Origin of the sequence: Aquabacterium sp., assembly GCF_049274795.1 — a bacterium.
In the GTDB taxonomy this organism is placed as follows: Bacteria; Pseudomonadota; Gammaproteobacteria; order Burkholderiales; family Burkholderiaceae_C; genus Aquabacterium.
On the sequence record NZ_JBASTH010000070.1, the window covers coordinates 1 to 26,235 of the forward strand.

Consider the following 26,235-nt stretch of genomic DNA (forward strand, 5'->3'; position numbering starts at 1 on the left):
AGCGTGAGCCTGACCCTGCGCAGGCGCCCATCGGCTCGGCCCACATGCGCCCCGACGGCACCCTGGAACTGCGCCTGAGCGCCGAAGGCCCCGGTGGCATCCGTGGTGAAGCCTTCTTCACCGTCGCGCCAGGCGATCCCCGCTATCCTGGGCTGGTCGACCACCTGGGCGGCATCGGGCCCGGTGCCTACGCGGCCGTGCCGCCGATGACCTCGGGCCTGCTCTGATCTGGCCGGAAAACCCGCAAGGGTGTCCCATTTTCATGGGAAATCGGCCGTCATAGGGCTTTCTCATGACAGGGGCATAGCGATTCCCAATCAGGCGAATTTGTTCAATCAATTCGCCATATGGCATGCGCTGGCCTAAGATTCATCCATCACTTCTTCACACCACCAACTGGATACAAGCCATGAGCCTGATCAACACACAAGTGCAGCCCTTCAAGACCGAAGCCTTCGTGAACCGCGGCGGCAAGGGTGAGTTCATTACCGTGACCAACGAAAGCCTGAAGGGCAAGTGGTCCGTCCTGATCTTCATGCCGGCTGCCTTCACCTTCAACTGCCCGACCGAGATCGAAGACGCCGCCAACAGCTACGAAGAGTTCCAGAAGGCCGGTGCCGAGGTCTACATCGTGACCACCGACACCCACTTCTCGCACAAGGTGTGGCACGAGACCTCCGACGCCGTCGGCAAGGCCAAGTTCCCCCTGGTCGGCGATCCCACGCACCAACTGACCAACGCCTTCGGCGTGCACATCCCCGAAGAAGGCCTGGCCCTGCGCGGCACCTTCGTGATCAACCCCGATGGCGTGATCAAGACCGCTGAAATCCACAGCAACGAAATCGCCCGTGACGTGGCCGAAACCGTGCGCAAGCTCAAGGCTGCTCAGTTCACCGCCGCCAACCCCGGCCAGGTGTGCCCTGCCAAGTGGAAGGAAGGCGCCAAGACCCTGACGCCTTCGCTGGACCTGGTCGGCAAGATCTGATCGAGCCTTCGATCCGTTGAAACTCCGGTGCTGAGGCTTCACCTCGACATCACGAACCCCCAGGGGTTGTCCCTGCAGGCCCACAAGGCCTGCCGGGGAGCCCCGCCTCAGCCCTTCGCAGGCCTCCCATCACACCCCGGGAGGCCAGCTGCCAAAGTCGCTTGAACCGCGCACCATCATCTAGAAGAAAGGATGCACACCATGCTGGACGACACCCTCAAGGCCCAACTCGGCGCCTATTTGGAGCGGGTAACGCAACCCTTCGAGATCGTGGCCTCGCTGAGCGACTCTGAGAGCTCCCGCGACACCCTTGAGCTGCTGCAGACCATCGTGGGCCTGCGCAGCGACAAGATCACCCTGCGCACCGACGGGCAGGACGCGCGCAAGCCGTCCTTCACGCTGCAGCGCACGGGCACCGACACGCAACTGCGCTTCGCCGGCCTGCCGCTGGGCCACGAGTTCACCTCGCTGGTGCTGGCGCTGCTGTGGACCGGCGGCCACCCGCCCAAGGTCGAGCAGCCCATCATCGACCAGATCAAGGCCCTGGACCGCGACCTCGACTTCGAGGTCTACATGTCCCTGACCTGCCACAACTGCCCGGACGTGGTGCAGGCGCTCAGCCTGATGGCTGTGCTCAACCCGCGCATCAAGACCACCGTCATCGAAGGCGGCACCTTCCAGGAAGAGGTCGAACGGCGCGAAGTCATGGCCGTGCCCATGGTCTACCTGGACGCCCAGGTGTTCGGCTCGGGCCGCATGACCATCGAAGAGATCCTGGCCAAGGTGGACACCGGGGCTTCCGATCGCCTGGCGACCGAGTTGTCGGCCAAGGCCCCCTATGACGTGCTGATCGTCGGTGGTGGCCCGGCTGGCGCTGCCGCCGCCGTGTACGCCGCCCGCAAGGGCATCCGCACCGGCGTGGCCGCCGAGCGCTTCGGCGGGCAGGTCAACGACACGCTGGCCATCGAGAACTACATTTCGGTGCTCGAAACCGACGGTCCCAAGTTCGCCATGGGCCTGGAAGCCCACGCCCGTGCCTACGACGTGGACATCATGAATCTGCAGCGCGCCGAGAAGATCATCCCGGCCGCTGAGCCGGGTGGCCTGATCGACGTGCAGCTGGCCAATGGCGCCACGCTCCAGGGCAAGACGGTGATCCTGTCCACCGGCGCGCGGTGGCGCAACGTGAACGTGCCCGGCGAGCAGGAGTACAAGAACAAGGGTGTGGCCTACTGCCCGCACTGTGATGGCCCGCTGTTCAAGGGCAAGCGCACGGCCGTGATCGGCGGCGGCAACTCGGGTGTCGAGGCCGCCATCGACCTGGCCGGCATCGTGGCCCACGTGACGCTGATCGAGTTCGCCGACCAGCTCAAGGCCGACGCCGTGCTGGTCAAGAAGCTGCAGAGCCTGCCCAACGTGACCATCCACACCAACGCCCAGACCACTGAGATCACGGGCGAAGGTGGCAAGGTCAACGGCCTGAAGTACAAGGATCGCGCCACGAATGTGGAGCACCTGGTGCCGCTGGAAGGCGTCTTCGTGCAGATCGGCCTGGTGCCCAACACCGAGTTCCTCAAGGGCACGGTCGAGCTTTCTCGCTTCGGCGAGATCATCGTCGACGCCAAGGGCGCGACCAACGTGCCGGGCGTGTTCGCCGCCGGCGACGCGACCACGGTGCCCTACAAGCAGATCGTGATCGCGGCGGGTGACGGGGCCAAGGCGGCGCTGTCGGCCTTCGACCACCTGATCCGCCACAGTTGAGGCCTCAGGGTCTGTACGCAGGCCCTGCATGAAAAGAGCCCGGTCGCAAGCCGGGCTTTTTTCACTTTGGAGGCCCTGAAGCACATTGTCTAGGGTTATCCCGAATAACGATGTCCGTTATTTGGTGATCGAAAACATCCAAAGCGGACAATCCGTGCAGAAAACACAGTGCTTTCCCTGAACTGAGGGGGAGGCACGCCCCCGGCCCTGTTCCGATAATTGAATCATTCACCTGAATTGCCGAGAGGAGGCATCCGTGTTCAAGAACTCCAAGTCGATCGCGCTGGCCCTGACCCTGGCTGGCTCCCTGGCGGTGTCGGGCGCGCAGGCTGCCTCGGCCAGCTTTGATTTCTACAAGAACGGTGGCGGGCTGGGGGATTCCAGCTCCACGTTGCTGAGCTTCACCTCCAATGGCGTCGGTGTGACGATCACGCCCGTGTCCACCAGCGACAGCGCCAAGGTCACCTACCGCTGGGACGGCATCGGCGTGAGCACGGGCTTTCTGGAAGCTGGCGAACTCAACAGCTCGCTGCTGAACTCGCCCGGCGATGCCCTGCTGCTGTCGTTCAGCGAAGCCGTCACGCTGGACAAGATCGCCTTCTCGCAATGGGAGAACGGCCTGTTCGGCGCACTGGACAAGGCGACCATCACCACCGGTGGCCAGACCTACGCCCTGAGCAACTCCCTCAATGACAACGGCCTGCTGGTCAAGACCTTCTCGCTGGGTTCCGTGATCCCGGCCGGACAGTTCTTCCTGCTGCAGGCCACCGGGGATGTCTCGGCCTTCCGTCTGGCCGGTCTGAACGTCACGACCGTTGCCGCCGTGCCCGAAGCCAGCACCGTGGCCATGTTCGGCCTGGGCCTGCTGGGTGTGGCCACCGTGGCCCGCCGTCGCATCAAGGGTTAACCCTCAGCGTTGAACGTTCCTCGGGTTATGCCGGGGGGCGTTCAATGGAATGCAATAGAATTCTTTGGCTTATTCGGACATTTTTGTCCTGAAACGTGGGTTTTGCCCCCTGTCTGCGGGGGGCGCCGCAGACACCCCCTCGGCATAATTTTCCTCAAATCCCTTCAAGGCGCGAGGAGAAGCCCATGTCCCAGTTCATCAAGTCGAGCCTGCTGGCCACCGCCGCAGTGCTGAGCCTGGTCGCTTCCAGCGCCCATGCTGAATCCTTCAACTTTTACCAGTCCAAGACACTGAGCAATTTGGTGGATACCAACTCGAGCGTGATCAACGTCACCTCGGGCAACATCGGCTTGGCGCTCAGCGCCGTGTCGACCAGTTCGAGCGCCAAGGTGACGCGCCGCTGGGATGGTGTCGGCGTGAACTCGGGTCTGGGCGATCTCGGTGACCTCAACAGCACGCTGTTGAGTTCCAACACCCTGCAGCTGACCTTCAATCAGGTCGTGTCGCTCAACTCCCTCGGCTTCTCGTCGTGGGACAACGGCATTTTCGGTATCGGCGCGGACAAGGTGTCCATCACCACCGGCGGCAAGACCTACAACCTGAGCTCGAACGATGGCAAGTCGCCCATCACCACGTTCAGCCTGGGTAGCCTGGGCCTGCAAGGCAAGACTTTCCTGATCACCGCACAGGGCGTCACCTCGTCCTTCCGCCTGGCCAACGTGAACGCCACGCTGGCGGTTCCGGAAGCCGGCACCTCGGCCATGCTGGGCCTGGGCTTGGCTGGTATCGCCCTGGTGGCATATCGGAAATCCCGCAAGGCCTGATTCAAGGCCAAGTCCGTGCAGGGAGCGCCTGCCGTGCCAAAGAGCCCGCCACTGGCGGGCTTTTTTCATGGTTTTGCCACTCGGTGCGGTCATCCATAACTCAATCCGCCGCGTTGATCTCCGAAGACAGGGCCGTGTCCCTGTTGCTTGATGATTGACGGAGCTAGCGCGATGACCACCATTGCTTCTTCCCAGGATCTGCATGCCAAGCTGATGGCCCCCGAGGCCATGAAGCGTGTGCTGGCGCTGCACGCCGTGGAAGTCGAGGCCGACAAGGCCACTGCCACGGCCGTGGCCAAGGCTTTCAACGATTTCGCAGCCCGCGGCATCCCGTTCTACTCGCCGCAGGATCCCCACTACCAGGAATGGGTGGGCAAGGCCGTGGGTTACTGGGAGCAGCTGCACGGTGGCGCCAAGGCGCCCCGCCGTGCCGCCGCCAAGCGCCACGCCTGAGTGCTGACCCCCACCCTGCGGGCCCGCCCGGTGTGTGGCGGGCTTGGCATGCGCCGGGTGCCGGTCTGCCGTATGCTCCCAGTGAGCCCTGACGGTACCTACTGGCCATGCATGCATTTCTTCTTGCCCATATCCAGGTTCTGGAACGGGGCTGGCTCTCGTCCAACAACATCGTTTTCGCCCAGGCGGACGTGCCCACGGTGGTCGACACCGGCTATGTCTCCCACGGCGAGGCCACCGAGCGCCTGCTGGACGAGGCCCTGGGCGGGCGCCCCCTGGCCCGCATCGTCAACACCCACCTGCACTCTGACCACGCTGGCGGCAACGCGCGCCTGCAGCGCCGCCATGGCTGCCGGGTCGTCATCCCGCCGGGCCTGCGCGAGGCGGTCGATGCCTGGGACGAGGAGCGCCTGAGCTATACCCCGTCCGGGCAGGAGTGCGAGCGCTTCACCTACGACGAGGTGCTCGCCATTGGCCGGCGCATCGAACTGGGTGGCCAGGAGTGGGATGTGCTGCCCGCCGGCGGGCACGATGCCGACATGGTGATGCTGTGGAACCCGCACGAAGGCGTGCTGATCTCGGCGGACGCACTGTGGCGCAACGGTTTCGGGGTGATCTTTCCGGAACTGGCGGGCGAATCGGGTTTTGCCGAGCAGCAGGCCACGCTGGATTTGATCTCGCAGCTGGCGCCGCGCGTGGTGATCCCGGGCCATGGCGCGCCCTTCACCGAGGTTCAGGATGCGCTGTCGATCGCGCATGCCCGCATCCGCTGGCTGGCCGAGGACCCGAAACGCAATGTGGACAACGCCCTCAAGGGCCTGGTGGCCTTCAAGCTGCTGGACCGGGGGCGCATGCCGCGTGCGGAGGTGCAGACCTTGATCGAGCGCCACCTGTTGACGCAGCGGGGCATCCGGGCCGTGATCGGCGACGACACCGAACCGCTGACCGATTGGGTGATCAGCCAGTTGGTGCGGGTGGGCGCCGCGCGGTTGGAGGATGGCGCCTTGGTGGCGGGCTGAGGGCGCTTCCCGGGCAAGCACGCCGCCCGGCTGGCGGACAATGTCGGCCTGGCTCTTCTGTTGCCACCTTCATCACTTCTTCTGGCCGTTGTGTGCCGATTGTCTTGCCGTGACGTCTTCTCCCGCCTCTTCCGAATCAGCCGATCCTGCCCTGACCCGCTTCATGGGCCTGCTGTCGCGCGCATTGACTGAAGGGCGCTGCGAGAAGCTCATGCTGGCCAGCTACCACGGCGATGAGCCACAGCTCGAGCGCGTACTGGCCCGCCCGATCGAGCTGCGCGGCCAGCCCCACCTGAGCCTGGTGTGGCGCTACAAGACGCGCGACATCACCAAGAACCTGCCGCTGGACGAGGCCTTGGCCACCTTGCCAGGCCTGCTGGGCCCTGCGGGATTCCGCAACGCGCACCTGCACACACCCGGTGAAGAGGTGCAGCTGGCCTTCAGCAAGAAGGGCAAGGGCTCGGTGCGGGTGGGCAAGGTGGCGGGCGCCGCGGATGCCGAGGCCGACGAGGCCAAAGCTTTGCCGGGCGGACACAACCGCGAAAAGCACCGCTACCTCGAACTCTCGCGCCCCTTCCTGCGCGAGCTGGGCGTGACGGATGGGCAGGGCCGCCTGGTGCCGGCCATGTCGCGCAAGTGGAAGCAGATCAACAAGTTCGTGGAGGTGCTGGCCGGTGCGCTGGCCGCATCGCCTCTGGCTGAGGCCAGCGAGGTGAACGTGGTCGACTTCGGTTCCGGCAAGGGCTACCTGACCTTCGCAGTGCACGACTGGCTGCGCCACACCCGTGGTGTCGACGCCCGCGTGACGGGCGTGGAGCTGCGCCAGGATCTGGTCGCCCTGTGCGGCGGCGTGATCGAGCGCCTGGGCCTGCAAGGCATGGCCTACGAACAAGGCGATGTGCGCGATTACCACCCGGCCGCGCTCAACGTGATGATCGCGCTGCACGCCTGCGACATCGCCACGGACTACGCCATCCACCTGGGCATCCGCGCCGGGGCCGAGATCATCCTGTCCTCGCCGTGCTGCCACAAGCAGGTGCGCCCGCAGCTGCTGAGCCCGCATCCGCTGCGCCCCATCCTGCAGCATGGCATCCACCTGGGCCAGGAGGCCGAGATGCTGACCGACGGCCTGCGCGCCCTGCTGCTCGATGCGGCGGGCTACGACACGCAGGTGTTCGAGTTCATCTCGCTGGAGCACACCAACAAGAACAAGATGATCCTGGCCGTCAAGCGCGCCAAGCCGCGCGACAACGCCGAAGTGCTGGCGCAGATCCGCGAGATCAAGGCCTTCTACGGCATCCGCGAACAGGCGCTGGAAAGCCTGCTGGTCGCCGATGGGCGGCTGGCGGCATGATCTGCGCATGAGCGCCCAACGCCTGCTGCTGCTGGAAGACGATCCCGCCATCGCGCGGACGGTGGCCTATGCGCTGGAGCGCGAAGGCTTCGCCGTCGACCACGTGCTGCTGGTGCGCGAGGCCGCCGCCAGGCTGGCGCAGGCCCGCCATGGCTATGCCCTCGCGATCATGGACGTGGGCCTGCCCGATGGCAGCGGCCTGGACCTGTGCCGCGACCTGCGCCGTGGTGATGCCGCGCAGGCCAGCGCCGCCGCCGACAACCGCGCCCTGCCCATCGTGATGCTGACGGCGCGCGGCGAAGAGCTCGACCGCGTGCTGGGCCTGGAGCTGGGCGCCGACGACTACATCACCAAGCCCTTCAGCCCGCGCGAGCTGTGCGCCCGCGTGCGCTCGCTGCTGCGCCGGGCCGCGCTGTCGCCCGCACAGGCGGTTGCGGCGCCTGCCCATGGTTTCGACTGCGATGACGCTGCCCAGCGCGTGAGCTATGCCGGCATGCCCCTGCCGCTGACCCGCCGCGAGCTGGGCCTGCTCAACGCCCTGCTGCGCACGCCCGGTCGCATTTGGAGCCGTGAGGCCCTGCTGGACACCGTCTGGGGCCAGGATGCGGACAGCACCGACCGCACGGTGGACACGCACATCAAGACCCTGCGCGCCAAGCTGCGTGAGGCCTGTGGCGACGTGGAACTGATCGTCACGCACCGGGGCCTGGGCTACGCCATCGACCTGAGCCGGCTGCCTGCGCCATGAAGCTCGGTCTGCGGCTGCTGCTGGGCTTCTTCCTGATCACCGGCATCGCTGCCTTCTTCGTGCTGCGCGTGTTCTCGGCTGAGATCCGGCCCAGCGTGGCCCGGGTGGTGGAAGACATGCTGGTGGACACGGCCAACATCCTGGCCGAACTGGTCGAAGATGATCTGGCGGCCATGCCACCCGGCGGCACGCTCGAAGCCAGCCCCTTCGCCCAGCGCGTGCGCGATTACGCCGAGCGGCCCGTGGATGCGCGCATCTGGGGCATGAGCAAGCAGTCGCTGGATTACCGGGTGTACGTGACCGATGCGCAGGGCCGCGTGGTGCTGGACACCGGCGCGCGACCCGGTGGCGTGGCCGTGGGCCAGGATTATTCGCGCTGGCGCGACGTGGCGCTCACCCTCAAGGGCCAGTACGGCGCGCGCGCCACGCGCGAGGTCGAGATGGAAGGCCGGCCTTCGGTGCTCTACGTGGCCGCCCCCATCCGCCAGGGCACGCACACCATCGGCGTGCTGACCGTGGCCAAGCCCATGAGCACGGTGCAGAAGTTCATCGACCGGGCCGAGCGCGAGATCCTGGTCAAGGGCCTGTGGCTGATGGGGCTGTCGCTGGGCGTGGGCGTGCTGGTCACGGCGTGGATCGTGTGGTCCGTGCGGCGCCTGCGGCATTTCGCGCAGCATGTGGAGCTGGGCCAGCGCGGTGGTGAGCGTGTGCAGGCGCCGGTGCTGTCGGGCGAGCTGGGCGATCTGGCCCGCGCGATGGAGGCCATGCGTGATCGGCTGGAGGGCCATGAGCACGTGGAGGACATGGTGCGCGCGCTCACCCATGAGCTCAAAAGCCCGCTGGCCGCCATCGGTGGTGCGGCCGAGCTGCTGCATGATGATCTGCCCGCCGCTGATCGCCAGGCCTTCGCCACCCAGGTGCAGGAGCAGGCGGCCCGCATGCAGCGCCTGGTCGAGCGCTTGCTGGAGCTGTCCAAGCTGGAGCACCGCCAGCGTCTTGAACACCTGGCCGTGGTGGACGTGGCCGACAGCCTGGACACCGCTTTGGCACAGGCCAGGGGCCGCGCCGAACAACGCGGGCTGACCCTTCAGTGGCAGCAGCGTGACACCGCGCCCGTCCTGGGCGAGCCCGAGTTGATGGTGCTGGCCATGAGCAACCTGCTGGACAACGCCATCGAGTTCTCGGCCCCCGGCGGCCGCATCGACCTGACGGTGCGGTGCGATGGCCCACAGGCCCTGCTCACGGTGCGTGACCATGGCCCCGGCGTGCCTGACTACGCCCTGGCCCGGCTGGGCGAGCGCTTCTATTCCACACCCCGCCCTGCCGAGGCGGGCGAGCCGCCGCGCAAGGGCTCCGGCCTGGGCCTGGCCATCGTGCGGCAGGTGATGCAGCTGCACGGTGGCACGGTGGCCTGGGCACCGGCCGAGCCGGGCCTGGCCGTCATCCTGCGCTGGCCCCTGGCCCCGCCGGGCGGACCTTCCGCCAATCCCCGCTGAGCACTTCACCCTCGCTTCACACAGCTCATCAAGACCTCACCGTCGGTTCCGACACTGGCCGTGTTTCATGGGAACACACAGGAGAACACGATGAGATTTCCCTTGTTGAGCAAGTCGGTCGCGCTGGGGGCGGTGGTGGCCGGGCTGCTGGTGGCGCTGGGCTCGGTGCGCGGCGTGGTCGAGGAGCGCCAGGAACGCCGTGACGAGGCCGAACAGAATGTGGCCGACAGCCTGGCCGCCAGCCAGGTGCTGATGGGCCCGGTGCTGCTGCGCCGTTGTACGGAGACCTGGCCGGTCGAGCAACGCGAAGGCCCCGTGCTCAAGGTGCTGACCGAACGCCGTGACTTCCGCCTGGTGCAGGCGCCGCAGACCCTGAAGGTGGACAGCGGCGCCCGCATGGCACCCCGCTACCGTGGCCTGTTCAAGGTCAACGGTTATGAGATGACGGCCAAGGTCGACGCCCAGTGGGCCGATCTCAAGGGGCTGCAGGCCGTGCCCGAACACACGGGCGGGCAGGTCAGCTGCGATGCGCCGGTGGTGTCCATGGTGCTGGGCGATGCGCGCGGCATCCGCACCGTGCGCGTGAATGTGCAGGGGCAGACACTGGCCGTGAACCCGGGCTCGGGCAATCCGGTGCAGCGCAAGGGCTTTCACGCCCAGATGCCCGAGGCGATGCTGACGGCGCCAGGCCCCTTGCGGGTCTCGCTGGCGCTGGAGCTGGCCGGCACGCAGTCGCTGGCCTTCGCGCCGGTGGCCGACAGCACCGAGGTGACGCTCAAGTCCGAGTGGCCGCACCCCTCTTTCGGCGGGCGCTTCCTGCCGGCCGAGCGCGAGGTGGGCAGCCAGGGCTTCCAGGCCAGCTGGCGCATGACCTCGCTGGCCACCACGGCCCAGCAGGAGCTGATCAAGGGCGCGCCCCTGTGTCCCGTGGGCGTGGTGATCCCTGTGCGTGATGAGGACATCTCTGCGGCAGGCCAGCCGTCCACCGGCTGCATCGAGACCTTCAACGTGTCCTTCATGGACCCGGTGAACCCTTACGTGCTGTCGGACCGCGCCAGCAAGTACGGCCTGCTCTTCATCGCGCTGACCTTTTTGGGCGTGATCCTGGTGGAGGTGCTTAACCGCCTGCGCGTGCACCCCATCCAGTACCTGCTGGTGGGCTCGGCGCTGATCGTGTTCTTCCTGCTGCTGGTGAGCCTGTCCGAGCACCTGCCGTTCGCGGTGGCCTATACGGCCGCGAGCAGCGCCTGCACGGGGCTGCTGATGTTCTATGGCAGCCATGTGCTGGGCGGCTGGCGGCGGGGCCTGGTGTTCGGCGCGGCGCTGGCGCTGCTCTACGGCACGTTGTACCTGCTGCTGCAGATGGAGCAGACCTCGCTGGTGCTGGGCTCGGTGATGCTGTTCACGGTGCTGGCGGCCATCATGGTGGTGACGCGTCGCCTGGATTGGTATGCGCTGATCGAGGGTGTGCGGGGTGCGGCCAATGCGACCCGGCCGGAGCCTGTCACCCCAGCGGGCTGGCCGGGTGACAAGCCTGTGGCCCACAAGCCGCCTGGCGCTTGATGCCTGCTTGATGCATCAGGCTGAATGAAGGCAGGGCCACCCAGGTGGCCCTGTTGGCTTTGGCGCGTGCGCCAAGGCTGAGGCTCAGCCCGGCAGCCCCTGCAGGCACACGCGCCAAAACGCCTGCCCATAGCCCGAGGCCGGATCCTGCGGGAACACGCGCAGCCCGATGTGCAGGCCCAGCTGCCGGTAGCTTTCCCACTGGGCCTCGTCGAAGAACTGGTCACCCGTGGTCTGCTGCGGGAAGCCGTCGTGCGTGCTCTGGTAGTGGCTCAGGTCCACGGGGACGTCGCTGATCAGGACGGGCTTGAGCAGCACGATGCGCGCGACCACGCTGCCCGGCGGGCGCGGGGGCTGGGCCGCATCACGGCTGGTGGCCAGCACATCGAGCAGGATGGCGCAACGCGTGCCGGCCGGCGGCAGGCTGCCATCGGGGCGGCGGCGGAAATCGGCCGGGCGGCCGAAGCGCTCGGACAGCAGCGGATCGTCCGCGGCTTCTTCATTGACGCGGATCTCCAGCCCGTGGTCGATGCGGGCCAGGCGGATCAGGTTGGCCAGGTCGCGGAAATCGTTGTCCACGTCCTGTCCGCAGTCGCACAGCACGATCAGGCGCACGCCGCGGTCGCGCTCGGGCTTGAGCAGTTCGTAGATGCCGGTGTTGTCGAAGTGCCCGCCATCGGACAGGTACTGGTAGGCGCGGTGGCTGCCGTAGAACAGGCCGCGGATCTCGTCGATCAGATAGGTCTGCGTGGTGAACACGCGCCGCACCCAGTGGCTGCGCATGCCCTTGTGCTCGGGCACGCCGGGCCACCAGCGGCCCAGGCGCAGGTTGGCGAAGCCGATGATCAGCGAGAAGCCCAGCCCGCTGTTGCGCCCCAGCCCGGTGGAGATGGCTGCGCCTGACACGCCGATCCATTCACCGAAGTTCAGCGGGTAGCTCAGCTCGTTGCGGGGGCCGTGCATGCGCATGGCGTAGGCGCCCTGGTCCAGGTAGTAGCCCTTGGGCGCGATCACCAGCGGCTTGCCCTTGCGGTCGCGCTGCACCAGCTGTTCGCCGGGGCTCACCGTCTGGTTCACGCAGACGTTGACGAAGTGCACCGGCGCCAGCGGATTGGCGTAGGGTGCGATGGTGTCCAGGCTGTCGCCCTCAATGGGCTCGGCCACATCACGGTGGCGGCTGCGTGCATCGGCGCAAAAGCGGCGGTGGTTGGTGGCGCCCAGGTAGGCCCGCGTGAGCCGTGCGGCGTACAGGCTCTGGAAGGTCGACAGGTTCAGAAAGCCCGGAAAGCGCCCCACCACCAGGGCCAGGCCCATGGCCACCAGCAAGGTGCCCAGGGCGTAGCACAGCAGGGCGTGCACGGTAGTGGGATCGCTCAGGCTGGCCGCGACCGTGTAGGGCTCGAAGCCGAACCACACCACCTGCAGCAGCAGCATGCCGAAGGCCGAGGCCACGGCGATCCACAGGGCGATGCCCAGCAGGCCGGCGATCAGGTCCAGCGGCAGGCGCTCGACCAGGGCCACGGTGGACTTGTCGGCCAGTTTGAGCAGGCCTGTGCGCAGCAGCCACACCAGGCCGCCCAGCACCGCGCCGCCGATCACGCCGGATTGCACGTGCCAGCCCAGCCAGAGGGTCTGCGCCAGGGTCTCGATGGCGGCCAGCAGCCCGATCACGATCAGCACCATCAGCGACTGCGCCAGGCAGCGCGTGAGGATGACGCGCTGGCGCGCGATGCTGCTGTCGCGCAGCGCGATGGCACTGAGGCCGTAGATCACCACCGACCAGGCCGCGAACACCCCGCAGCCCGACACGATGAGGCCCAATGGCCAGCGCGGCCCTTCCGACCACCCCACGCCCAGCCCGCCGACCAGGATCAGGCCCACGGCGATCACCCCGCCCAGGAAGGAGGCCCAGGTCACGGGCAAAGGTTTCATGGCGATCGGATCGCCATCCTGCGCGGTGCGGCGGCCCTTGTCGCGCGCCGGGTGGCTGAACCAGAAGGCCATGCCCACCGGCCCCAGGGCCACGACCACCACCACGGCGCACAAGGCCCAGGTGGGGCTCCACCAGATGCCGCGGCCCTGCGAACCGGCGGCGGCGCACAGCTCGGCCTCCCATTGGGCATAAGCAGGAAAGGTCAATGCCAGGGCCAGCCGGATCGACAGCAGCAGGGCCAGGCCCATCAGGATCACGGTGCCGGTGGCATAGTGGGTGGCCATCCAGTTGCGCAGCGCCACGCCCATGCCGTAGAGCACGTCGCCCGTACCGTGAGGGGCCAGGTAGCGGCCGTTGTCGCGCAGCCAGGCCAGCGCGGCGCGGCCGGGGTGGGCCGGATCGTACCGGGTGGTGGTGTGGATGCGGGCTGGCGGTTCGTCCTGCAGGGCGCGGTAGGCGCGCCAGGTGACGGCGGCCGGGTCTTCGCCGGGGCCCTGGCCGGACAGACGCCCGGGCACGAACAGGCTGGTGAAGAAGCTGCCGATGTAGCCTCCGCCGCTGACGGTGGACAGGTAATCGAACTGGGCGATCAATGGGTCGATCGTGCCGGCGCGCAGGGGCTTGGTGGTCGATGTACCTGGCGCAGCCTGCGGGCCGCTGGTCGTTTGTGCGGGCGATGGCGTGGCAGGAGGTGTGGAGGGCAGCGTGGGTGAGGCCGCAGGGGCCGCCGTGCCACCGCTGGACGCCAAGGGCCCCGGGTTGTGCGCCAGCGCCTGCAGCGCGCCCAGGCAGAAGGTGGCGCTGCGAATGCCGCCGCCCGACAGCGCGATGCCCCATTGCGCCTGGTCCTGTCCGTGAGGTCGGACGATGTTCAGGGTCTGCCGGCGCTGGAGGGCGCGCTCGCGTTCCTGCTGCGGGCTGGGCGGTGTCTCGGGTGCTGCCATGTCATCTCCGGTGATCCCTGATGCTAGGCGGGGAGCGGGCCTGGCCTTATCCCTAGATTGAGGTCGCCGACAGCCGGAAGCGAAGGGCGTGGCCAGCCCGGGGCTCTGTTAGTGTGGTGCGGCCATAACCCGCTCCTAGGAAATCACCATGTCAGATGGAATCACCAGCCAGGACGTGGTCCTGCTCGTCAAGGTCCTGACCAAGATCGAGGAGAACTTCCTCGAGCGCCTGAGCCCCGAGGAGCTCAAGGGCTTCAAGAAGCTGCAGACGGTGTCCGATGCCTTGCTCACCGATGTCGAGAAGGCCGGCAAGGGCGGCAAGGCCCCCAACCGCACGGCCTACGACGCGGCCTTGAAGACGGCCTCGGCCTTGCTCAAGGAGGTGAGCGCCCGCAAGACCAAGCCGGAGGTCAAGCAGGAGGCCAAGCCGGGCAAGGTTGAATGGGAGGTGACGGGCTTCGACGATGAGGGCGACTGCGAGGCCGCCGCCAAGGCCAGCGGGGCCTCGGTCAAGAAGGGCTTCGACCGGGACAAGGCCAAGTACCTCAAGCGCGACATCAAGGAAGGCGACCTGGGTGTGCTCTACGAGACCAACCTGACCACCGAGGGCGACAAGTACTCGCTGTTCTTCAAGTACGTTCGCCAATCCGAGGGCAAGGCCTCGATGGTAGGCGTGGCGATCGGCAGCCACAGCGGGACAGGCAACAAGTACTACGTCGTCAAGAAGGACGGCGGCAAGTCCAAGAACCAGGTGTCCGCCATGAAGAAGCTCTGAGCCAGGTGCCCGGGGGCGGTCAGCCCGCCAGCCGCCGCTGCAGGTGGAAGGGCCGTTCGCTGATGCCGCAGCAGAAGGCGCCGATCCAGGGGCGCAGGGCCTGGGCCAGGGTCCTGCCTTCGGCATTGAGCGCATCCAGCCGTTCGGCGGCGGCCTGAGCCTTGCGGCGCAGCGCGGCCTCATCGACCGTGAGCAGGCGGCCGTGCTCGACCACCAGCCGGCCGCCCACCAGCACGTGCGTCACGGCCGCACCGTTCTCGCCATGCACCAGTTGGCGCAGCGCATGGCGCAGCGGCACGTAGATGGGCTGGGCCAGGTCCAGCAGCACGATGTCGGCCTGGTAGCCTGGGGCCAGCTTGCCCAGGCGATCACCCCAGCCCAGCGCATGCGCGCTGTTGACGGTGCCCATGTGCAGCGCCTCGCCGGCGTTGACCCAGCGGGTTTCGTCAGAGCCCACGATGCGTGACAGGTAAGCTGCCAGGCGCGCCACCTCGAACAGGTTCTGCGTGTCCGAGGTGTTGGCGCCGTCGCTGCCCAGGCCCACGCGCAGGCCGCGCTCCAGCATGCGGCGCACGGGCGCCACGCCCGAGCCCAGGCGCAGGTTGCTCAAGGGGTTGTGGATGGCGGTGACGCCGGCGGCGGCCAATTGGTCGATGTCGTCGTCGCTGATCCAGATCGAATGCGCCACGCTCAGGCGCTCGCTGAGCATGCCCAGGCGCTTGAGGTGCGAGACCAGGCTCATGCCGTAGCGCTGCTCGCCGAACACGGCCTGCTGCTTGCTCTCGGCCAGGTGGATCTGCATGGGCAGGCCGAACTCGGCAGACAGCTGCTCGCAGTTCTGCATGAAGGCATCTGAGCAATGCAGCGGGATGGTGGGCGCGATGCCCAGGCGCACGCGTGTGGGGTCGAAAGGCCAGCCTTGCGCGGCAGTGCGCACATTGGCCAGGCAGGCCTCAGGGTCGGCGGCGCGGGCTTGGGCGGCCTGGGCCTTGAGCGACGCGGGCAGGCTGTCGAGTAGCTCGGGGTAGGCCTGGTAGAGCGAGCGGTCGGCCATCATGGGCGCGACCACGGCGCGAATGCCCACGGTGTCGTAGGCATGGGCCACGGCGTGCAGGCCGGCCACGGTGGGCAGCGGGAACTCGCTGGTCATGTCGAACAGCGCGGTGCAGCCCTTCTTGAGCAGTTCGGCGGCAGTGAGCGTGGCGCTCAGGGCCAGGTCATCCAGGCCGCGCTGGCCGTTGATGGAGGGCGAGGCGGCGAGGAAGCCTTCCAGGCCCGTGTCGGCCACGGCACCACGGCCCAGGCCGCCGTGGGCGTGCGTGTGGCCGTTGACCCAGGCGGGCATCACCAGGCGGTCGCTGGCATCCAGGCGTTGCAGGCCTTCAAATGCATCGAACTGGCCAGGCGCGCCGATCTCGGCGATGGCGCCGTCGATGATCAGCAGGTCGGCGGGGCGGGCCTGGGTCTCTCCATCAGGCAGCACGAGGCCGCCGTGGATCAGCAATCGTGGGGTGGTCATGGTGGGGCGTGGGCTGTTCGCGAGCAGGGCTGATGTGGTGGCTATGCGGTGATGCGGTGCTGATCAGGCCAGCTCGAACACCACGTCCTGTGCGCCTTCCCACAGCGTCTTCACGCCCAGGGCGCGCAGGTTCTCCTTGCTTTCGGTGATGGTGAGGAAGTGATTGCCGGCCAGTTGGCCCATCTTGCTGGCGAAGCTGCAGCTGCCGTAGGCCAGGATGATCTCGGTCTCGCTGTAGCCACCGGGGTAGAACAGGATGTCGCCCACCGAGGGGTGGCTGGTGTGGTTCTCGAAGCCCACCTTGCGGCCATCGTTTTCTAGCACGAACTCGCCTAGCGGCACCCAGCAGCCTTCACCGCTCCAGCGCACGTGGATGAGCTTCTGGTGATAAGGCAGCAGCTTGAGGAAGGCGGCGACGGTGTCGGGCGCGTCGGGGTGGGTCTCGGCCAGGAAGCTGTGGCCACCGGCGGTGATGCGGATCTTGGGCATGAGGAAGCTTGTAGAAAAAGAGAGGATCAGGAACCGGGCTGGCCGATCCATTTGGTGACGGTGGGCGCGCGCCAGGCGGCCAGGCCGTCGAGCAGCGCATCCGGCCGGCCTTCGACCACGATCATGTCGCGGTGCTCGGGCTTCAAGAAGCCCTCGTCGGTGGCGGTGGTCAGCATGGCGCGCATGGGCTCGTAGAAGCCGCGCGTGTTGAGCACGCCGCAGGCTTTCACGTGGTCGCCCAGCTGCGTGAGCGTGGCCACCTCGAACAGCTCTTCGAGCGTGCCCAGGCCGCCGGGCAGCGCGATGAAGGCATCGGCCAGTTCGGCCATGCGGGCCTTGCGTTCGCGCATGTGCGGCGCCACCTCGTGGCGGCTCAGGCCCGGGTGCAGGTGGCCGCGGTCGTGCAGGCGCTGGTTGATCACGCCGACCACGGTGCCGCCCGCGGCCAGGGCTGCATCGGCCACCACGCCCATCAGGCCTTTGCTGGTGCCGCCGTAGACCAGGGTGATGCCACGTGCGGCGATGGCCGTGCCCAAGGCCTTGGCGGCCTCGGCGTAGTCGGGCGAGACGCCGAAGTTGGAGCTGCAGAAGACGGCGACGTTGCGCAGCGGGGGGAGGGTGTTGTTGTCGAGTTCGCTCATCGGTGGTGTGGTGGAACTAGGAGGCCATGCCCAGATCGGTCTTGCGCTGGGCCCAGCCCGTCATGCGGCGCTCGACCAGCGAGGACAGAGCGTACAGCGCCACGCCCAGCACCGCCAGGATCAGCAAGCCCGCGAACACCATGGGCACGTCGAAGTTGCCGCTGGCCAGCATCATCACGGTGCCGATGCCCTTGTTGGCGGCCACCGTCTCGGCCAGCACCGTGCCCACGAAGGCCAGGGTGATGGCGATCTTGAGCGAGGCGAACAGGTAGGGCAGCGCGCGCGGCAGAGCCACGTTCCACAGGATGTCGCGCTTCTTGGCGCCCAGCACGCGCAGCACGTCTTCCAGCTCGGGTTCGGTGCTGGCCAGGCCCGTGGCCACGTTCACCACCACCGGGAAGATGCTGATGACCAGCGAGGTGAGGATGGCCGGTACCGTGCCCGCGCCGAACCACACCACGAAGATCGGCACCACGGCCACCTTGGGGATGCTGGAAAAGCCCACCAGCAGCGGGTAGGCCACGTCATAGGCTGTGCGTGAGGAGCCGATCAGCAAGCCCAGCACGATGCCCACCGCGACGCCCAGGGCAAAGCCCACGAGGGTGGTGTAGAGCGTCTGCACGGTGTGCGGCCACAGCAGCGGCATCTTCTCGAACAGCACGTGCAGGATCTGGCTGGGGCGGGGCAGGATCAGGTCGGACACGCCGGTGGCCACGCAGGCCAGCTCCCACAGCAGGAAGAAGCCGATGAAGGCCGAGCCCGAGAGCAGGCGTTGTCGCAGCAGCGGCGAGATCATGGGGGTGGTGTTGCTCATGCGGCTTTCCTCGCGGGCGTGGATTCGTTGTCAGCGCTCGCTTGCACGGCATCACCGGCGGTGCGGGCCTCGGCGATGCGCATCCGCAGTTCCTGCACCAGGGTGGAGAAATCAGGCGCGTAGCTCATGGGCAGGGTGCGCGGGCGCTCGAAAGGCACTTCGCGGTCTTCAAGGATGCGGCCGGGGCGCGAGCTCATCACGCAGATGCGCGTGGCCAGATACGCCGCTTCGCGCAGGTCGTGCGTGACCAGCAACACCGTGGGCTTCTTGTCCATCCACAGTTGCTGCGTCAGTGACCACAGCTCTTCACGCGTGAAAGAGTCAAGCGCGCCGAAGGGCTCGTCGAGCAGCAGCAGTTGCGGTTCGTGGATCAGTGCGCGGCACAGCGAGGCGCGCTGCAGCATGCCGCCTGACAGTTGCCAGGGGCGCTTGTCGCCGAAGCCTTTCAAACCGACTTGCGCCAGCAGGGCTTCGGCGCGCTCGGCGTATTCACCGCGCTTCTTCTTCGCGTAGTCCTGCCGGAAGGGCTCGACGATCTTGAGCGGGATCATCACGTTGTCGCGAATGCTCAGCCACGGCAGCATGGTCGGGTTCTGGAAGGCCAGGCCGATGCGGATCTTGCCCGACTGCTGGCTGCTGGGGCTTTCGCGCCCGCCCACGATCAGTCCGCCCGAGCTGGGCTGCAGCAGCCCGGCCACGAGTTTCAGGATGGTGGACTTGCCGCAGCCGCTGGGGCCGACCAGCGCGACGAAATCGCCCTGCTCGATGCGCAGGTTGGTGCGGTCCAGCGCGATCGTGGCATTGGCCTGCGCGCCGTAGCGCACGGTCACGTCGGCCAGGTCGATGAAGGCTTGGGTCATACGGTGTCCTCTACATGCAAGATGGCGGCCACGGGGCCACCGCCGGCCGGGCCCTGGTGCTCGGCGCCGCCCGAGACGTACAGCGCGGTGTGGCCGGCAATGGAGGCCAGCACGCCGCCCACCACGGCGCGGGCGTGGCGCGTGGCGTTGATGTCGGAGTCGTTGAGCATGGTGTGGCGCTGGCCGCGCACCAGGCCGTCGGGGCTGGCCTCGGCCTTGGCCAGCAGATTGACCAAGCGGCCCGACAGGGCCTCGTCGTCCTCATCGGGGTCGATGGCGAAGCACTCGCGCAGCAGGCCGCGCACCGAGGCGGCATCGACCGCGTCGCGCATCACCGTGTGGGCGATGCGGTAGGGCGATGCAGCGCCGGGCGCCTCGCCCAGCACGATCACCACGTTGTGGTCCAGCTCGATGCCGGCCGAGGCCGAGGCGCGGCCGGAGTACAACGACCAGTCGCGTAGCACGGCGGCATCGTTCATCTTGGTGGCGGGCACTTCTTCGAGCGCCAAGGCCACGCCCAGGGCCGAGGCGCCGCGCGAATAGCCCATGGATTCGTAGGTGTCGCGCGTGGCGGGCTCGATCTTTTGTGAAAGTGCCTGCTGCACTTTGGTGGAGGTGAGCAGCGGGCATTTGACCTGCACGAAGTGCACATCCTCTACGCGCTGGATGCCGGCCTGCAGCATCGCCTCGCGCACGGCTTTGGCCGTGGCCTCGATCTGCGCCGTGCGGCCGATCTCGTGCGGTGCGAAATCACGCGTGTGCGCGGTGCCGATCACCAGGCGCGGTGCGTTGTGGCGCACGGGCGCGGCATCTTCAAGCCAGCGGCGCGTGAACACGGTGAAGTGCGGCGACAGCACGCCCTCGGTGCCGCCGGACATCACCAGTGCCACGCGCTGTGCAGCCTCCGCAGGCGTGCAACCCAGGTGCGGTGCCAGCAGGTGGCTCCAGGCCATGCTGGCGTACTCGCGCGTGTGGTCGTTGACGCAGCCATTGCCTTCGGTCTTGCCCATCACGGCGACGATGTCGGCCGGCACCAGCGTGCCCGCGTCGATCAGGGCCTGCACGCCCGAGAGGTCACCCGGGCCGCGGCAGTCGATGCGGTGCACGCCGACGAGCTGCGGGCGTGCGGCCGCGGGGGCCGGCTGATTCATGCGGCCTCCTTCGGCGCGGGCGGCACGTAGCCGCTGCCCTCGAAGGCGCTCAGGTCTGTCGGCACGGCCGTGCGCGGCACACCGGCCGGCGTCTTCAGCACGGCGCTGGTGTAGTGCTCGGTGTTGCGCGGCTTGGGCGTGGGCATGCGCTGCACGCCCTTGACCGACTGGCCCCAGCCCGAGGCATCCACCACCAGCTGGCCGTCGCGCATCACGAAGCGGCCGCGCACCAGCGTGTGGATGGGCGCGCCATGCACGGTGCGGCCGTTCCACGGCGAAATCTTGCTGATGGATTGCAGGCGCCCTTGCGACAGCACGGCGCGGCGGTCCATGTCCACCACGGCGATGTCGGCGTGTGCGCCCACGGCCAGCACGCCCTTGGTGCCGTACAGGCCCCAGGCCTTGGCGGGCGCAGCAGCGCTCCATTTCACGTAGTCCATCAAGGTGGCGCGCTGGCGGTTCACTTCGGTGAGCATCAGCGGCATCTGCGTTTCCACGCCGGGGAAGCCGCAGTCGCATTGCCAGATGCTTTCGCGTGTCTTCTCCTCGGGCGTGTGCGGCGCGTGGTCGGTGGCGATCATGTCGATCGTGCCGTCCATCAGCGCGTCCCACAGCGGCTGGTTGTGGCGCTCTTCGCGGATGGGCGGGTTCAGGCGCAGGATGCCACCCAGGCGCAGCATGTCGTTGGTGTTGAGCAGCAGGTACTGCGGGCAGGTTTCCACCGTCACGTCCACGCCGCGCAGCTTGGCCGCGCGCAGCACGAACAGCGAATCGGCCGCGCTGTGGTGGGCGATGTGCACGCGCGCACCTGTCCATTCGGCCAGGGCCAGCACGCGGCCGATGGCCTCGATCTCGGCCACGGCCGGGCGTGAGGCCAGGTGGGCCAGCGGGTCGGTGCGGCCAGCTTCTTGCAGCCGGTGCTGGCGACGCGCCATGATCGACGAGTTCTCGGCGTGCACCACGGTGCGGATGCCCAGGGGCGCGAGCTTCTCGAAACCTTCCAGCAGCGCGCCATCGGTGGGTGCGGGCAGGTTGCCGAAGGTGTTGCCCACGAAGGCCTTGAAGCTGGTCACGCCGGCGTCCAGCAGGTCTTCCAGCCGGTCGATGGTGTCGTCGCCCAGCAGGCCGTGGATGCCGTAGTCCACGTAGGAGGACTCGGCTGCCTTCTGCTTGAGCCGCAGCGCTTCGATCGTGCCCGTGGGCGGGTTGGTGTTGGGCATCTCGAACACCGTGGTCACGCCCCCGCAGGCGGCGGCAGCGGAGCCGGTCTTCCAGGTTTCCTTGTGGGGGTAGCCCGGGTCACGGAAGTGCACGTGGCTGTCGATGGCGCCGGGCAGCAGGTACTGGCCGTCGGCGCGCAGCTCTTCCCGCGCGGATGGCATCAGGTCGTCATGGCCGATGGCCACGATCTTGCCGTCAGCAATGGCGATGGAGGCGTCGATGATCTGCTCGGGCGAGACGATCTTGCCGCCGCGGATGACGAGGTCTGCGTTGCTCATGATGGATCGCTCCTTACAGCATGGCCCAGCCGCCATCGACGGGCAGGTCGACACCGGTGATCTGGCGTGACACGTCGCTGGCCATGAACAGGCAGGCGTTGGCGACGTCTTCATCGAGTGTCACGCGCTTGAGGGCGTAGTCGTCGGCATGGCGCTTCATCGCTTCTTCCAGCGTCATGCCCAGCTTGGCGGCCATGTTGGCGCACACCTTCTCGCGGAAACGCGGGCCATCGACCATGCCGGGCGCCACGCAGTTCACGTTGACGTTGTGCGGGCCGGCCTCCAGCGCGAAGCTCTTGGTGATGCCGCGCAGGCCCCACTTCGAGGCCGAGTAGGCCACGCGGCCCGCGCGTCCGCGCATGCCGAAGGTGCCGCCCACGTTGACGATCTTGCCGCCACCCTGCTCGATCATCGCGGGCAGCACGGCGTGCATGGTGTTGAAGCAGCCGGTCATGTTGAGCTCGACGATCTCGTTGAACTCGTCCATGCTGGTCTCCCAGCCGGTCTTGCCGATGGGGCCGGAGCCGCCGGCCACGTTGACCAGGATGTCGATGCGGCCGAAGTGTTCCAAAGCCTGTCGGGCCAGGGCCTCGGTCTGCTGGTCATCGACCAGGTTGCAGGGCACGACGATGGCGGGCACGCCCATCGCACGGGCCTCGTCGGCCACGGGCTCGATGGCGGCGGTGTCACGGCCAGCCAGCACCAGGCGGCAGCCTTCCTGCGCGAAGGCCAGCGTCACGGCGCGGCCCATGCCCTTGGCGGGACCGGTGATCACGGCCACCTTGTTGTTGAGTTTCAGATCCATGGTGTTTCCTTCAGAGCGGGGGCGGGATCGTGCGACTGTTCAGCAGCGGGGCTTAGAACAGCTTGCTGGGGCGCTGGTCGCGCGGGGGCAGGAAGCTGCGGTTGAACACCTCGCCAGGGGTGGGCGTGCGGGCCAGTTGGTTGGCATCGACCAGGATCTCGATGCTGCGCTCCAGGCGCTTGTCGTCCACGTCGCCCAGGCCGATGCGGGCCACCTCAGGGTGGCTCATGTCATTGCGCAGGGCCGACAGCAGGCGCTCCTTCTCGACCTCACGCTTGAGCAGGGGCTCGCGCTTCATCACGGCGTCCATCGCCATTTCCGGGTCGGCCAGCACGTCCTTGATGGCGCGGTTCAGGGCCTTCACGAAGCCGGCGACGGCCTTGGGGTTCTCCTGCACGAACTTGCGCGAGAAGAACACGGCGTTGGAGTACAGGTCCATGCCGTAATCACCGTAGCGGATGAAGCGCAGGTCCTTGGCGGCATCGATGCCCATGGCCTTGGCGCTGAAGGTCACCGTGTTCACATAGCCGAAGGTGGCATCGACCTGGCCGCGCATCAGCATCTGCTCGCGCAGGTTGGGCGCCATGTTGGTGATGTTGACCTTGCTGGTGTCGACCTTGGCGATCTTGGCCAGGGCGGGGAAGAGCTTGAGGGCGCCATCATTGGCCGGGCCGCCGATGGTCTTGCCTTCCAGGTCCTTCGGGGTCTTGATCGGGCTGTCCTTCTTGACGATCAGCGTGAAGGGCGGCGTGTTGTAGAGCATGTAGACGCCCACGGGTGCGTCGGCCGGGCGCTTGGCGGCCAGGTCGATCACGGCGTTCAGATCGCCGAAGCCGGCGTCATAGGCGCCCGAGGCCACCTTGGGGATGGAGGCGGCCGAGCCTTCGCCCTGGTCGATGCTCACGTCCAGGCCTTCGGCCTTGAAGTAGCCCTTGTCCTGCGCCACGAAGAACCAGGCCTGCGAGCCTTCGAACTTCCACTGCAGCACGAACTTGATCTTGGTCTGGGCCTGTGCGGCCAGCGGCATGGCCGTGAGGGCGAAGGCGGCGGCCAGCGCGGCGGCGGGGGCCGCCAGGGGGCGCAGGGCGGCACGAAGCGAGAAGGATGTCATGCGTGGAACTCCGTTGGGTGAGAGGCAGAAAGGGAAGGCGTGAGAGAAGTCGGTTGCAAGAGCACCGGCGGCTGCGGGGTGGTCAGCACGCCGTAGCTGCCGGGCAGGCGGTTGCGCAGCATGTCGACGCCGGGCTCCATGCACTTCTGGCGCGCGAGCGCGAGTTCGGCATACAGCGGCATCACGGCACCCCAGCGCGGGTTGGCGGGCGCGTTGACGTTGAGGTCCCAGTGGGGCAGGCCGCTGGGTGGCACGACGAACGAGCCGCCGGGGGCAGGTGCATCGGCGCGGTTGGCGCAGACCAGGTAGACACGGTTGTCGGCCGCCTTGGTGGCGGTGAGCAGGCGGCGCTCATCGGGGTGCGACCAGGCCGAGGCCCAGACCACGATGTCGGCGCCCTGCAGGGCCAGCACGCGGGTGCTTTCGGGGAACAGGCCGTCGGCGCCCAGCAGCATGCCGATGCGGCCGCGCGGCGTGTCGAACACCTGCAGGCCGGTGCTGGCAGGGGCGGCCCAGCTGCGTTCGTGCGCACCCAGGTGAACCTGGTGCTGGCGCCCGATCACGCCTTGCGAGCCGATCAGGAGGGCGCTGGAGTGCAGGCCGTGGGCATCGGCCTCGACGCTGGGCAGCACGACCAGCGCATCGTGCTCCGCGCACAGGGCATGCAGGGCATCGATCAGGGCCGGGGTGCGCTCGGCCAGGGCGCGGGCGGCAGTGGCATCCAGCACGGGGCGGTCGGCACCGGCGTACAGCGGCAGCGCCAGCAGCTTGGTGCCGAGCAGCGCGGCATGGCGGGCCATGGTCAGCAGGTCGTCCACGCTGTGCGTGCGGTCGGCATGGGCCTGCACCGCACCGACCTTCACGCAGCAGGCTTCGGGCCGCAGCGTCTTCGCCAGTGCGGGTGCCAAGGGTGTGTTCTCGAAAGGCTGGGTCAGCAGCGTGTAGGCCTGGGGCTGGCGGTCGGCCCACTTGCCGGTGCCATCGGCCCAGCAGGCGCCTGGCGTATCCAGCTCGATCTCCGCGCAGGCGATGCCTTCGGTGTCGTTGGCGATGCGGGCGCGCACCTCACCCGTGGGCGCCACGATCAGGCTGCCGCCCGGGTAGTAGATGCTGCGCTCCACGCCGGCCTTGGTGGCGGCCAGGAACCACACGCCGTTTTCCATCGCGCGGGCCGGCACCCACTGGTCGGCCTGGCCCATCACGAAGAAGTTGGCCATGTCCAGGATGACCTCGGCGCCGTTGGCGGCCAGGCAGCGCGAGACCTCGGGGATGCGCCCGTCGAAGCACACCAGCATGCCGATGCGGCCCAGGGCCGTGTCGAACACCGGCATGCCCGTGTCGCCCACCGAGAACCAGTTCTGGTCCTGCGCCGGCAGGAACTGCTTGCGATAGCAGCCGATCAGCTCGCCTTGCGGGCCGAACAGGATCGCGCTGTTGTAGATGAGGCCGTCATCGCCCAGCTCCGTCAGGCCGGCACCGATGTGGATGCCGTGCGTGCGTGCGAGCTCGGCCAGGGCCTGGCCGTAGGGGCCATCCACCGGCTCGGCCAGTGTGCGGGCGTGCTCCAGGGAATTGAACAGGTAGCCGCTGTTCATGCACTCGGGCAGCACCACGAGCTGGGCGCCTTGCCGCACGGCCTCGTCGACATGGCGGCGCGTGCGTTCGATGTTGGCGGGCAGGTCACCGAGGTCGGCGTAGGTCTGCACGACGGCAGCGCGGAAACGGCGGGGGCTCATGCGCGGGCTCCTCGTCGTGCAGGGGCCTTCTTGGCCGTGGAGGCGGCCAGGGCGCTGCCCACGGCCTTCGCGGTGGTGTTGAAGCCGTGCAGCTGCTGCACCAGGAAGTGGATGGCCCGGCTCACGTAGGCCGGCGACGGCGTGCCACAGGCGTCGGTGAGCAGCAGGTTGTCGTAGCCCAGGAAGCCTGCGTCCTGCAGCGAGGAGAACACGCAGCGGTCGGTGTTCACGCCGGCCCACAGCAGGGTCTGCACGCCGCCCAGGCGCAGCAGGCTGTCCAACTCGTTGTCCTGGAAGCCGCTCAGGCGGTGCTTGTAGACGATGATGTCGGTGGGCGCCACGGCCAGCTCGTCGATCACCTGGGCGCCCCAGTGGCCGGGCACCACGCTCGGGCCGTGGTCCAGCGGCGAGGCCTCGGCGTAGCCGACGGCGTCCAGGCTGCGCTTGCCCTTGTAGAGCACGGTGGGCGGCAGGTTCAGGCGGTCGGCCCGCACGCCCCAGTTCAGCCACACCACGCGGCCACCGGCGGCGCGCCAGACGGGCAACAACTGCGCGATCGCCGGGATGGGCTTGCGCATGGGGCCGACCTTGATGCCCTTCTGGCCGAACCAGCCCTGGGGGTGGCAGAAATCGTTCTGCATGTCGACGATGACCAGGGCCGCCCGTGCCAGGTCGATCTCGACCGGCTGGGGCTGGGCCTCCAGGCGCAGCGGGCGCGGGGCCAGCGGGGCGCGTACCAGGCTGAGGTGGTCGTCCTGCTGGGTCCAGGCGTTGTGCGGCACGGGGCCGAAGGCCGGGGCCTTCGCGGATGCCTTGGGCGTGGTCTTGCGGGTCATCGCCGTGGGCCC

The 26,235-nt window shown here is 67.9% G+C and carries 24 protein-coding genes; 12 read left to right on the plus strand and 12 right to left on the minus strand.

Going from position 1 to position 26,235, the window contains the following annotated elements:
- The 11 genes from WAQ08_RS10080 to creD all read left to right on the plus strand — a co-directional run.
- Nucleotides 1-227: hypothetical protein (locus tag WAQ08_RS10080; protein ID WP_422191441.1), on the plus strand; the 227-nt coding region annotated here is incomplete at its 5' end.
- Nucleotides 228-409: 182 nt separating this feature from the next.
- Nucleotides 410-985 (plus strand): alkyl hydroperoxide reductase subunit C, encoded by a 576-nt coding sequence (gene ahpC, locus WAQ08_RS10085; RefSeq protein WP_422191442.1) that lies wholly within the window; start codon nt 410-412, stop codon nt 983-985.
- A gap of 201 nt (nt 986-1,186) precedes the next feature.
- On the plus strand, nt 1,187-2,746 hold the full coding sequence (ahpF, locus tag WAQ08_RS10090) for an alkyl hydroperoxide reductase subunit F (RefSeq protein ID WP_422191443.1): 1,560 nt from the start codon (nt 1,187-1,189) through the stop codon (nt 2,744-2,746).
- A 256-nt stretch (nt 2,747-3,002) separates the two neighbouring features.
- A complete protein-coding gene (locus WAQ08_RS10095; protein ID WP_422191444.1) occupies nt 3,003-3,653 on the plus strand; it encodes a PEP-CTERM sorting domain-containing protein in 651 nt (216 codons plus the stop codon).
- A gap of 185 nt (nt 3,654-3,838) precedes the next feature.
- The gene (locus tag WAQ08_RS10100; protein ID WP_422191445.1) at nt 3,839-4,477 is read left to right on the plus strand and encodes a PEP-CTERM sorting domain-containing protein; all 639 of its coding nucleotides are present in this window, start codon (nt 3,839-3,841) and stop codon (nt 4,475-4,477) included.
- A 171-nt stretch (nt 4,478-4,648) separates the two neighbouring features.
- Entirely contained in the window at nt 4,649-4,930 is a 282-nt protein-coding gene (locus WAQ08_RS10105) for a hypothetical protein (protein ID WP_422191446.1), read from the plus strand.
- A 107-nt stretch (nt 4,931-5,037) separates the two neighbouring features.
- Complete coding sequence (locus WAQ08_RS10110) at nt 5,038-5,949, plus strand: MBL fold metallo-hydrolase (protein WP_422191447.1); 912 nt, start codon at nt 5,038-5,040, stop codon at nt 5,947-5,949.
- Nucleotides 5,950-6,058: 109 nt separating this feature from the next.
- Complete coding sequence (locus WAQ08_RS10115; RefSeq protein ID WP_422191448.1) at nt 6,059-7,303, plus strand: class I SAM-dependent methyltransferase; 1,245 nt, start codon at nt 6,059-6,061, stop codon at nt 7,301-7,303.
- A 7-nt stretch (nt 7,304-7,310) separates the two neighbouring features.
- The gene (creB, locus tag WAQ08_RS10120) at nt 7,311-8,051 is read left to right on the plus strand and encodes a two-component system response regulator CreB (protein WP_422191449.1); all 741 of its coding nucleotides are present in this window, start codon (nt 7,311-7,313) and stop codon (nt 8,049-8,051) included.
- Nucleotides 8,048-9,547, plus strand: coding sequence for a two-component system sensor histidine kinase CreC (gene creC / locus WAQ08_RS10125; protein WP_422191450.1), 1,500 nt, complete (start codon nt 8,048-8,050; stop codon nt 9,545-9,547). The genes creB and creC overlap by 4 nt, the downstream gene beginning before the upstream one ends.
- A gap of 90 nt (nt 9,548-9,637) precedes the next feature.
- Nucleotides 9,638-11,110: a cell envelope integrity protein CreD gene (creD, locus tag WAQ08_RS10130; RefSeq protein WP_422191451.1), complete on the plus strand. Its 1,473-nt coding sequence runs from the start codon at nt 9,638-9,640 to the stop codon at nt 11,108-11,110.
- 84 nt (nt 11,111-11,194) lie between these two features.
- Here the strand turns inward: creD and WAQ08_RS10135 are convergent, their stop codons facing one another.
- Nucleotides 11,195-13,987, minus strand: a complete 2,793-nt coding sequence (locus WAQ08_RS10135; RefSeq protein WP_422191452.1) for a hypothetical protein — start codon at nt 13,985-13,987, stop codon at nt 11,195-11,197.
- A gap of 148 nt (nt 13,988-14,135) precedes the next feature.
- On the opposite strand from WAQ08_RS10135, the gene WAQ08_RS10140 reads away from it, so the two are divergent.
- A complete protein-coding gene (locus WAQ08_RS10140) occupies nt 14,136-14,762 on the plus strand; it encodes a hypothetical protein (protein ID WP_422191453.1) in 627 nt (208 codons plus the stop codon).
- Between the two features lie 19 nt (nt 14,763-14,781).
- Here the strand turns inward: WAQ08_RS10140 and WAQ08_RS10145 are convergent, their stop codons facing one another.
- The 11 genes from WAQ08_RS10145 to WAQ08_RS10195 form a co-directional block, all read right to left on the minus strand.
- Nucleotides 14,782-16,281, minus strand: a complete 1,500-nt coding sequence (locus WAQ08_RS10145; protein ID WP_422191454.1) for an amidohydrolase family protein — start codon at nt 16,279-16,281, stop codon at nt 14,782-14,784.
- 63 nt (nt 16,282-16,344) lie between these two features.
- Entirely contained in the window at nt 16,345-16,770 is a 426-nt protein-coding gene (locus WAQ08_RS10150; protein ID WP_422191455.1) for a DUF3830 family protein, read from the minus strand.
- A 26-nt stretch (nt 16,771-16,796) separates the two neighbouring features.
- Complete coding sequence (locus tag WAQ08_RS10155; protein ID WP_422191456.1) at nt 16,797-17,411, minus strand: TIGR00730 family Rossman fold protein; 615 nt, start codon at nt 17,409-17,411, stop codon at nt 16,797-16,799.
- Nucleotides 17,412-17,427: 16 nt separating this feature from the next.
- Nucleotides 17,428-18,225: an ABC transporter permease gene (locus tag WAQ08_RS10160; RefSeq protein WP_422191457.1), complete on the minus strand. Its 798-nt coding sequence runs from the start codon at nt 18,223-18,225 to the stop codon at nt 17,428-17,430.
- Nucleotides 18,222-19,085: an ABC transporter ATP-binding protein gene (locus WAQ08_RS10165; RefSeq protein WP_422191458.1), complete on the minus strand. Its 864-nt coding sequence runs from the start codon at nt 19,083-19,085 to the stop codon at nt 18,222-18,224. Before WAQ08_RS10165 ends, WAQ08_RS10160 begins: the two co-directional genes overlap by 4 nt.
- On the minus strand, nt 19,082-20,236 hold the full coding sequence (locus tag WAQ08_RS10170) for a ring-opening amidohydrolase (RefSeq protein WP_422191459.1): 1,155 nt from the start codon (nt 20,234-20,236) through the stop codon (nt 19,082-19,084). Before WAQ08_RS10170 ends, WAQ08_RS10165 begins: the two co-directional genes overlap by 4 nt.
- The gene (gene allB / locus WAQ08_RS10175; protein ID WP_422191460.1) at nt 20,233-21,735 is read right to left on the minus strand and encodes an allantoinase AllB; all 1,503 of its coding nucleotides are present in this window, start codon (nt 21,733-21,735) and stop codon (nt 20,233-20,235) included. Before allB ends, WAQ08_RS10170 begins: the two co-directional genes overlap by 4 nt.
- 13 nt (nt 21,736-21,748) lie before the next feature.
- On the minus strand, nt 21,749-22,540 hold the full coding sequence (locus tag WAQ08_RS10180) for an SDR family NAD(P)-dependent oxidoreductase (RefSeq protein WP_422191461.1): 792 nt from the start codon (nt 22,538-22,540) through the stop codon (nt 21,749-21,751).
- Between the two features lie 52 nt (nt 22,541-22,592).
- Nucleotides 22,593-23,651: an ABC transporter substrate-binding protein gene (locus WAQ08_RS10185; RefSeq protein ID WP_422191462.1), complete on the minus strand. Its 1,059-nt coding sequence runs from the start codon at nt 23,649-23,651 to the stop codon at nt 22,593-22,595.
- Nucleotides 23,648-25,387 (minus strand): carbon-nitrogen hydrolase family protein, encoded by a 1,740-nt coding sequence (locus WAQ08_RS10190; protein WP_422191463.1) that lies wholly within the window; start codon nt 25,385-25,387, stop codon nt 23,648-23,650. The genes WAQ08_RS10185 and WAQ08_RS10190 overlap by 4 nt, the downstream gene beginning before the upstream one ends.
- Complete coding sequence (locus tag WAQ08_RS10195; protein ID WP_422191464.1) at nt 25,384-26,223, minus strand: isochorismatase family cysteine hydrolase; 840 nt, start codon at nt 26,221-26,223, stop codon at nt 25,384-25,386. Before WAQ08_RS10195 ends, WAQ08_RS10190 begins: the two co-directional genes overlap by 4 nt.
- Between the last annotated feature and the right edge of the window lie 12 nt (nt 26,224-26,235).

Excerpts from the sequence above, each read along its gene's own strand:
- WAQ08_RS10160 (WP_422191457.1), bottom strand. The coding sequence starts at position 18,225 with ATGAGCAACACCACCCCCATGATCTCGCCGCTGCTGCGACAACGCCTG.
- WAQ08_RS10100 (WP_422191445.1), top strand. The coding sequence starts at position 3,839 with ATGTCCCAGTTCATCAAGTCGAGCCTGCTGGCCACCGCCGCAGTGCTG.
- WAQ08_RS10105 (WP_422191446.1), top strand. The coding sequence starts at position 4,649 with ATGACCACCATTGCTTCTTCCCAGGATCTGCATGCCAAGCTGATGGCC.
- WAQ08_RS10150 (WP_422191455.1), bottom strand. The coding sequence starts at position 16,770 with ATGCCCAAGATCCGCATCACCGCCGGTGGCCACAGCTTCCTGGCCGAG.
- allB (WP_422191460.1), bottom strand. The coding sequence starts at position 21,735 with ATGAGCAACGCAGACCTCGTCATCCGCGGCGGCAAGATCGTCTCGCCC.
- WAQ08_RS10135 (WP_422191452.1), bottom strand. The coding sequence starts at position 13,987 with ATGGCAGCACCCGAGACACCGCCCAGCCCGCAGCAGGAACGCGAGCGC.
- WAQ08_RS10155 (WP_422191456.1), bottom strand. The coding sequence starts at position 17,411 with ATGAGCGAACTCGACAACAACACCCTCCCCCCGCTGCGCAACGTCGCC.
- WAQ08_RS10180 (WP_422191461.1), bottom strand. The coding sequence starts at position 22,540 with ATGGATCTGAAACTCAACAACAAGGTGGCCGTGATCACCGGTCCCGCC.
- WAQ08_RS10185 (WP_422191462.1), bottom strand. The coding sequence starts at position 23,651 with ATGACATCCTTCTCGCTTCGTGCCGCCCTGCGCCCCCTGGCGGCCCCC.
- ahpF (WP_422191443.1), top strand. The coding sequence starts at position 1,187 with ATGCTGGACGACACCCTCAAGGCCCAACTCGGCGCCTATTTGGAGCGG.
- WAQ08_RS10110 (WP_422191447.1), top strand. The coding sequence starts at position 5,038 with ATGCATGCATTTCTTCTTGCCCATATCCAGGTTCTGGAACGGGGCTGG.
- WAQ08_RS10195 (WP_422191464.1), bottom strand. The coding sequence starts at position 26,223 with ATGACCCGCAAGACCACGCCCAAGGCATCCGCGAAGGCCCCGGCCTTC.
- WAQ08_RS10165 (WP_422191458.1), bottom strand. The coding sequence starts at position 19,085 with ATGACCCAAGCCTTCATCGACCTGGCCGACGTGACCGTGCGCTACGGC.
- WAQ08_RS10190 (WP_422191463.1), bottom strand. The coding sequence starts at position 25,387 with ATGAGCCCCCGCCGTTTCCGCGCTGCCGTCGTGCAGACCTACGCCGAC.
- WAQ08_RS10170 (WP_422191459.1), bottom strand. The coding sequence starts at position 20,236 with ATGAATCAGCCGGCCCCCGCGGCCGCACGCCCGCAGCTCGTCGGCGTG.
- creC (WP_422191450.1), top strand. The coding sequence starts at position 8,048 with ATGAAGCTCGGTCTGCGGCTGCTGCTGGGCTTCTTCCTGATCACCGGC.
- ahpC (WP_422191442.1), top strand. The coding sequence starts at position 410 with ATGAGCCTGATCAACACACAAGTGCAGCCCTTCAAGACCGAAGCCTTC.
- creD (WP_422191451.1), top strand. The coding sequence starts at position 9,638 with ATGAGATTTCCCTTGTTGAGCAAGTCGGTCGCGCTGGGGGCGGTGGTG.
- creB (WP_422191449.1), top strand. The coding sequence starts at position 7,311 with ATGAGCGCCCAACGCCTGCTGCTGCTGGAAGACGATCCCGCCATCGCG.
- WAQ08_RS10140 (WP_422191453.1), top strand. The coding sequence starts at position 14,136 with ATGTCAGATGGAATCACCAGCCAGGACGTGGTCCTGCTCGTCAAGGTC.
- WAQ08_RS10145 (WP_422191454.1), bottom strand. The coding sequence starts at position 16,281 with ATGACCACCCCACGATTGCTGATCCACGGCGGCCTCGTGCTGCCTGAT.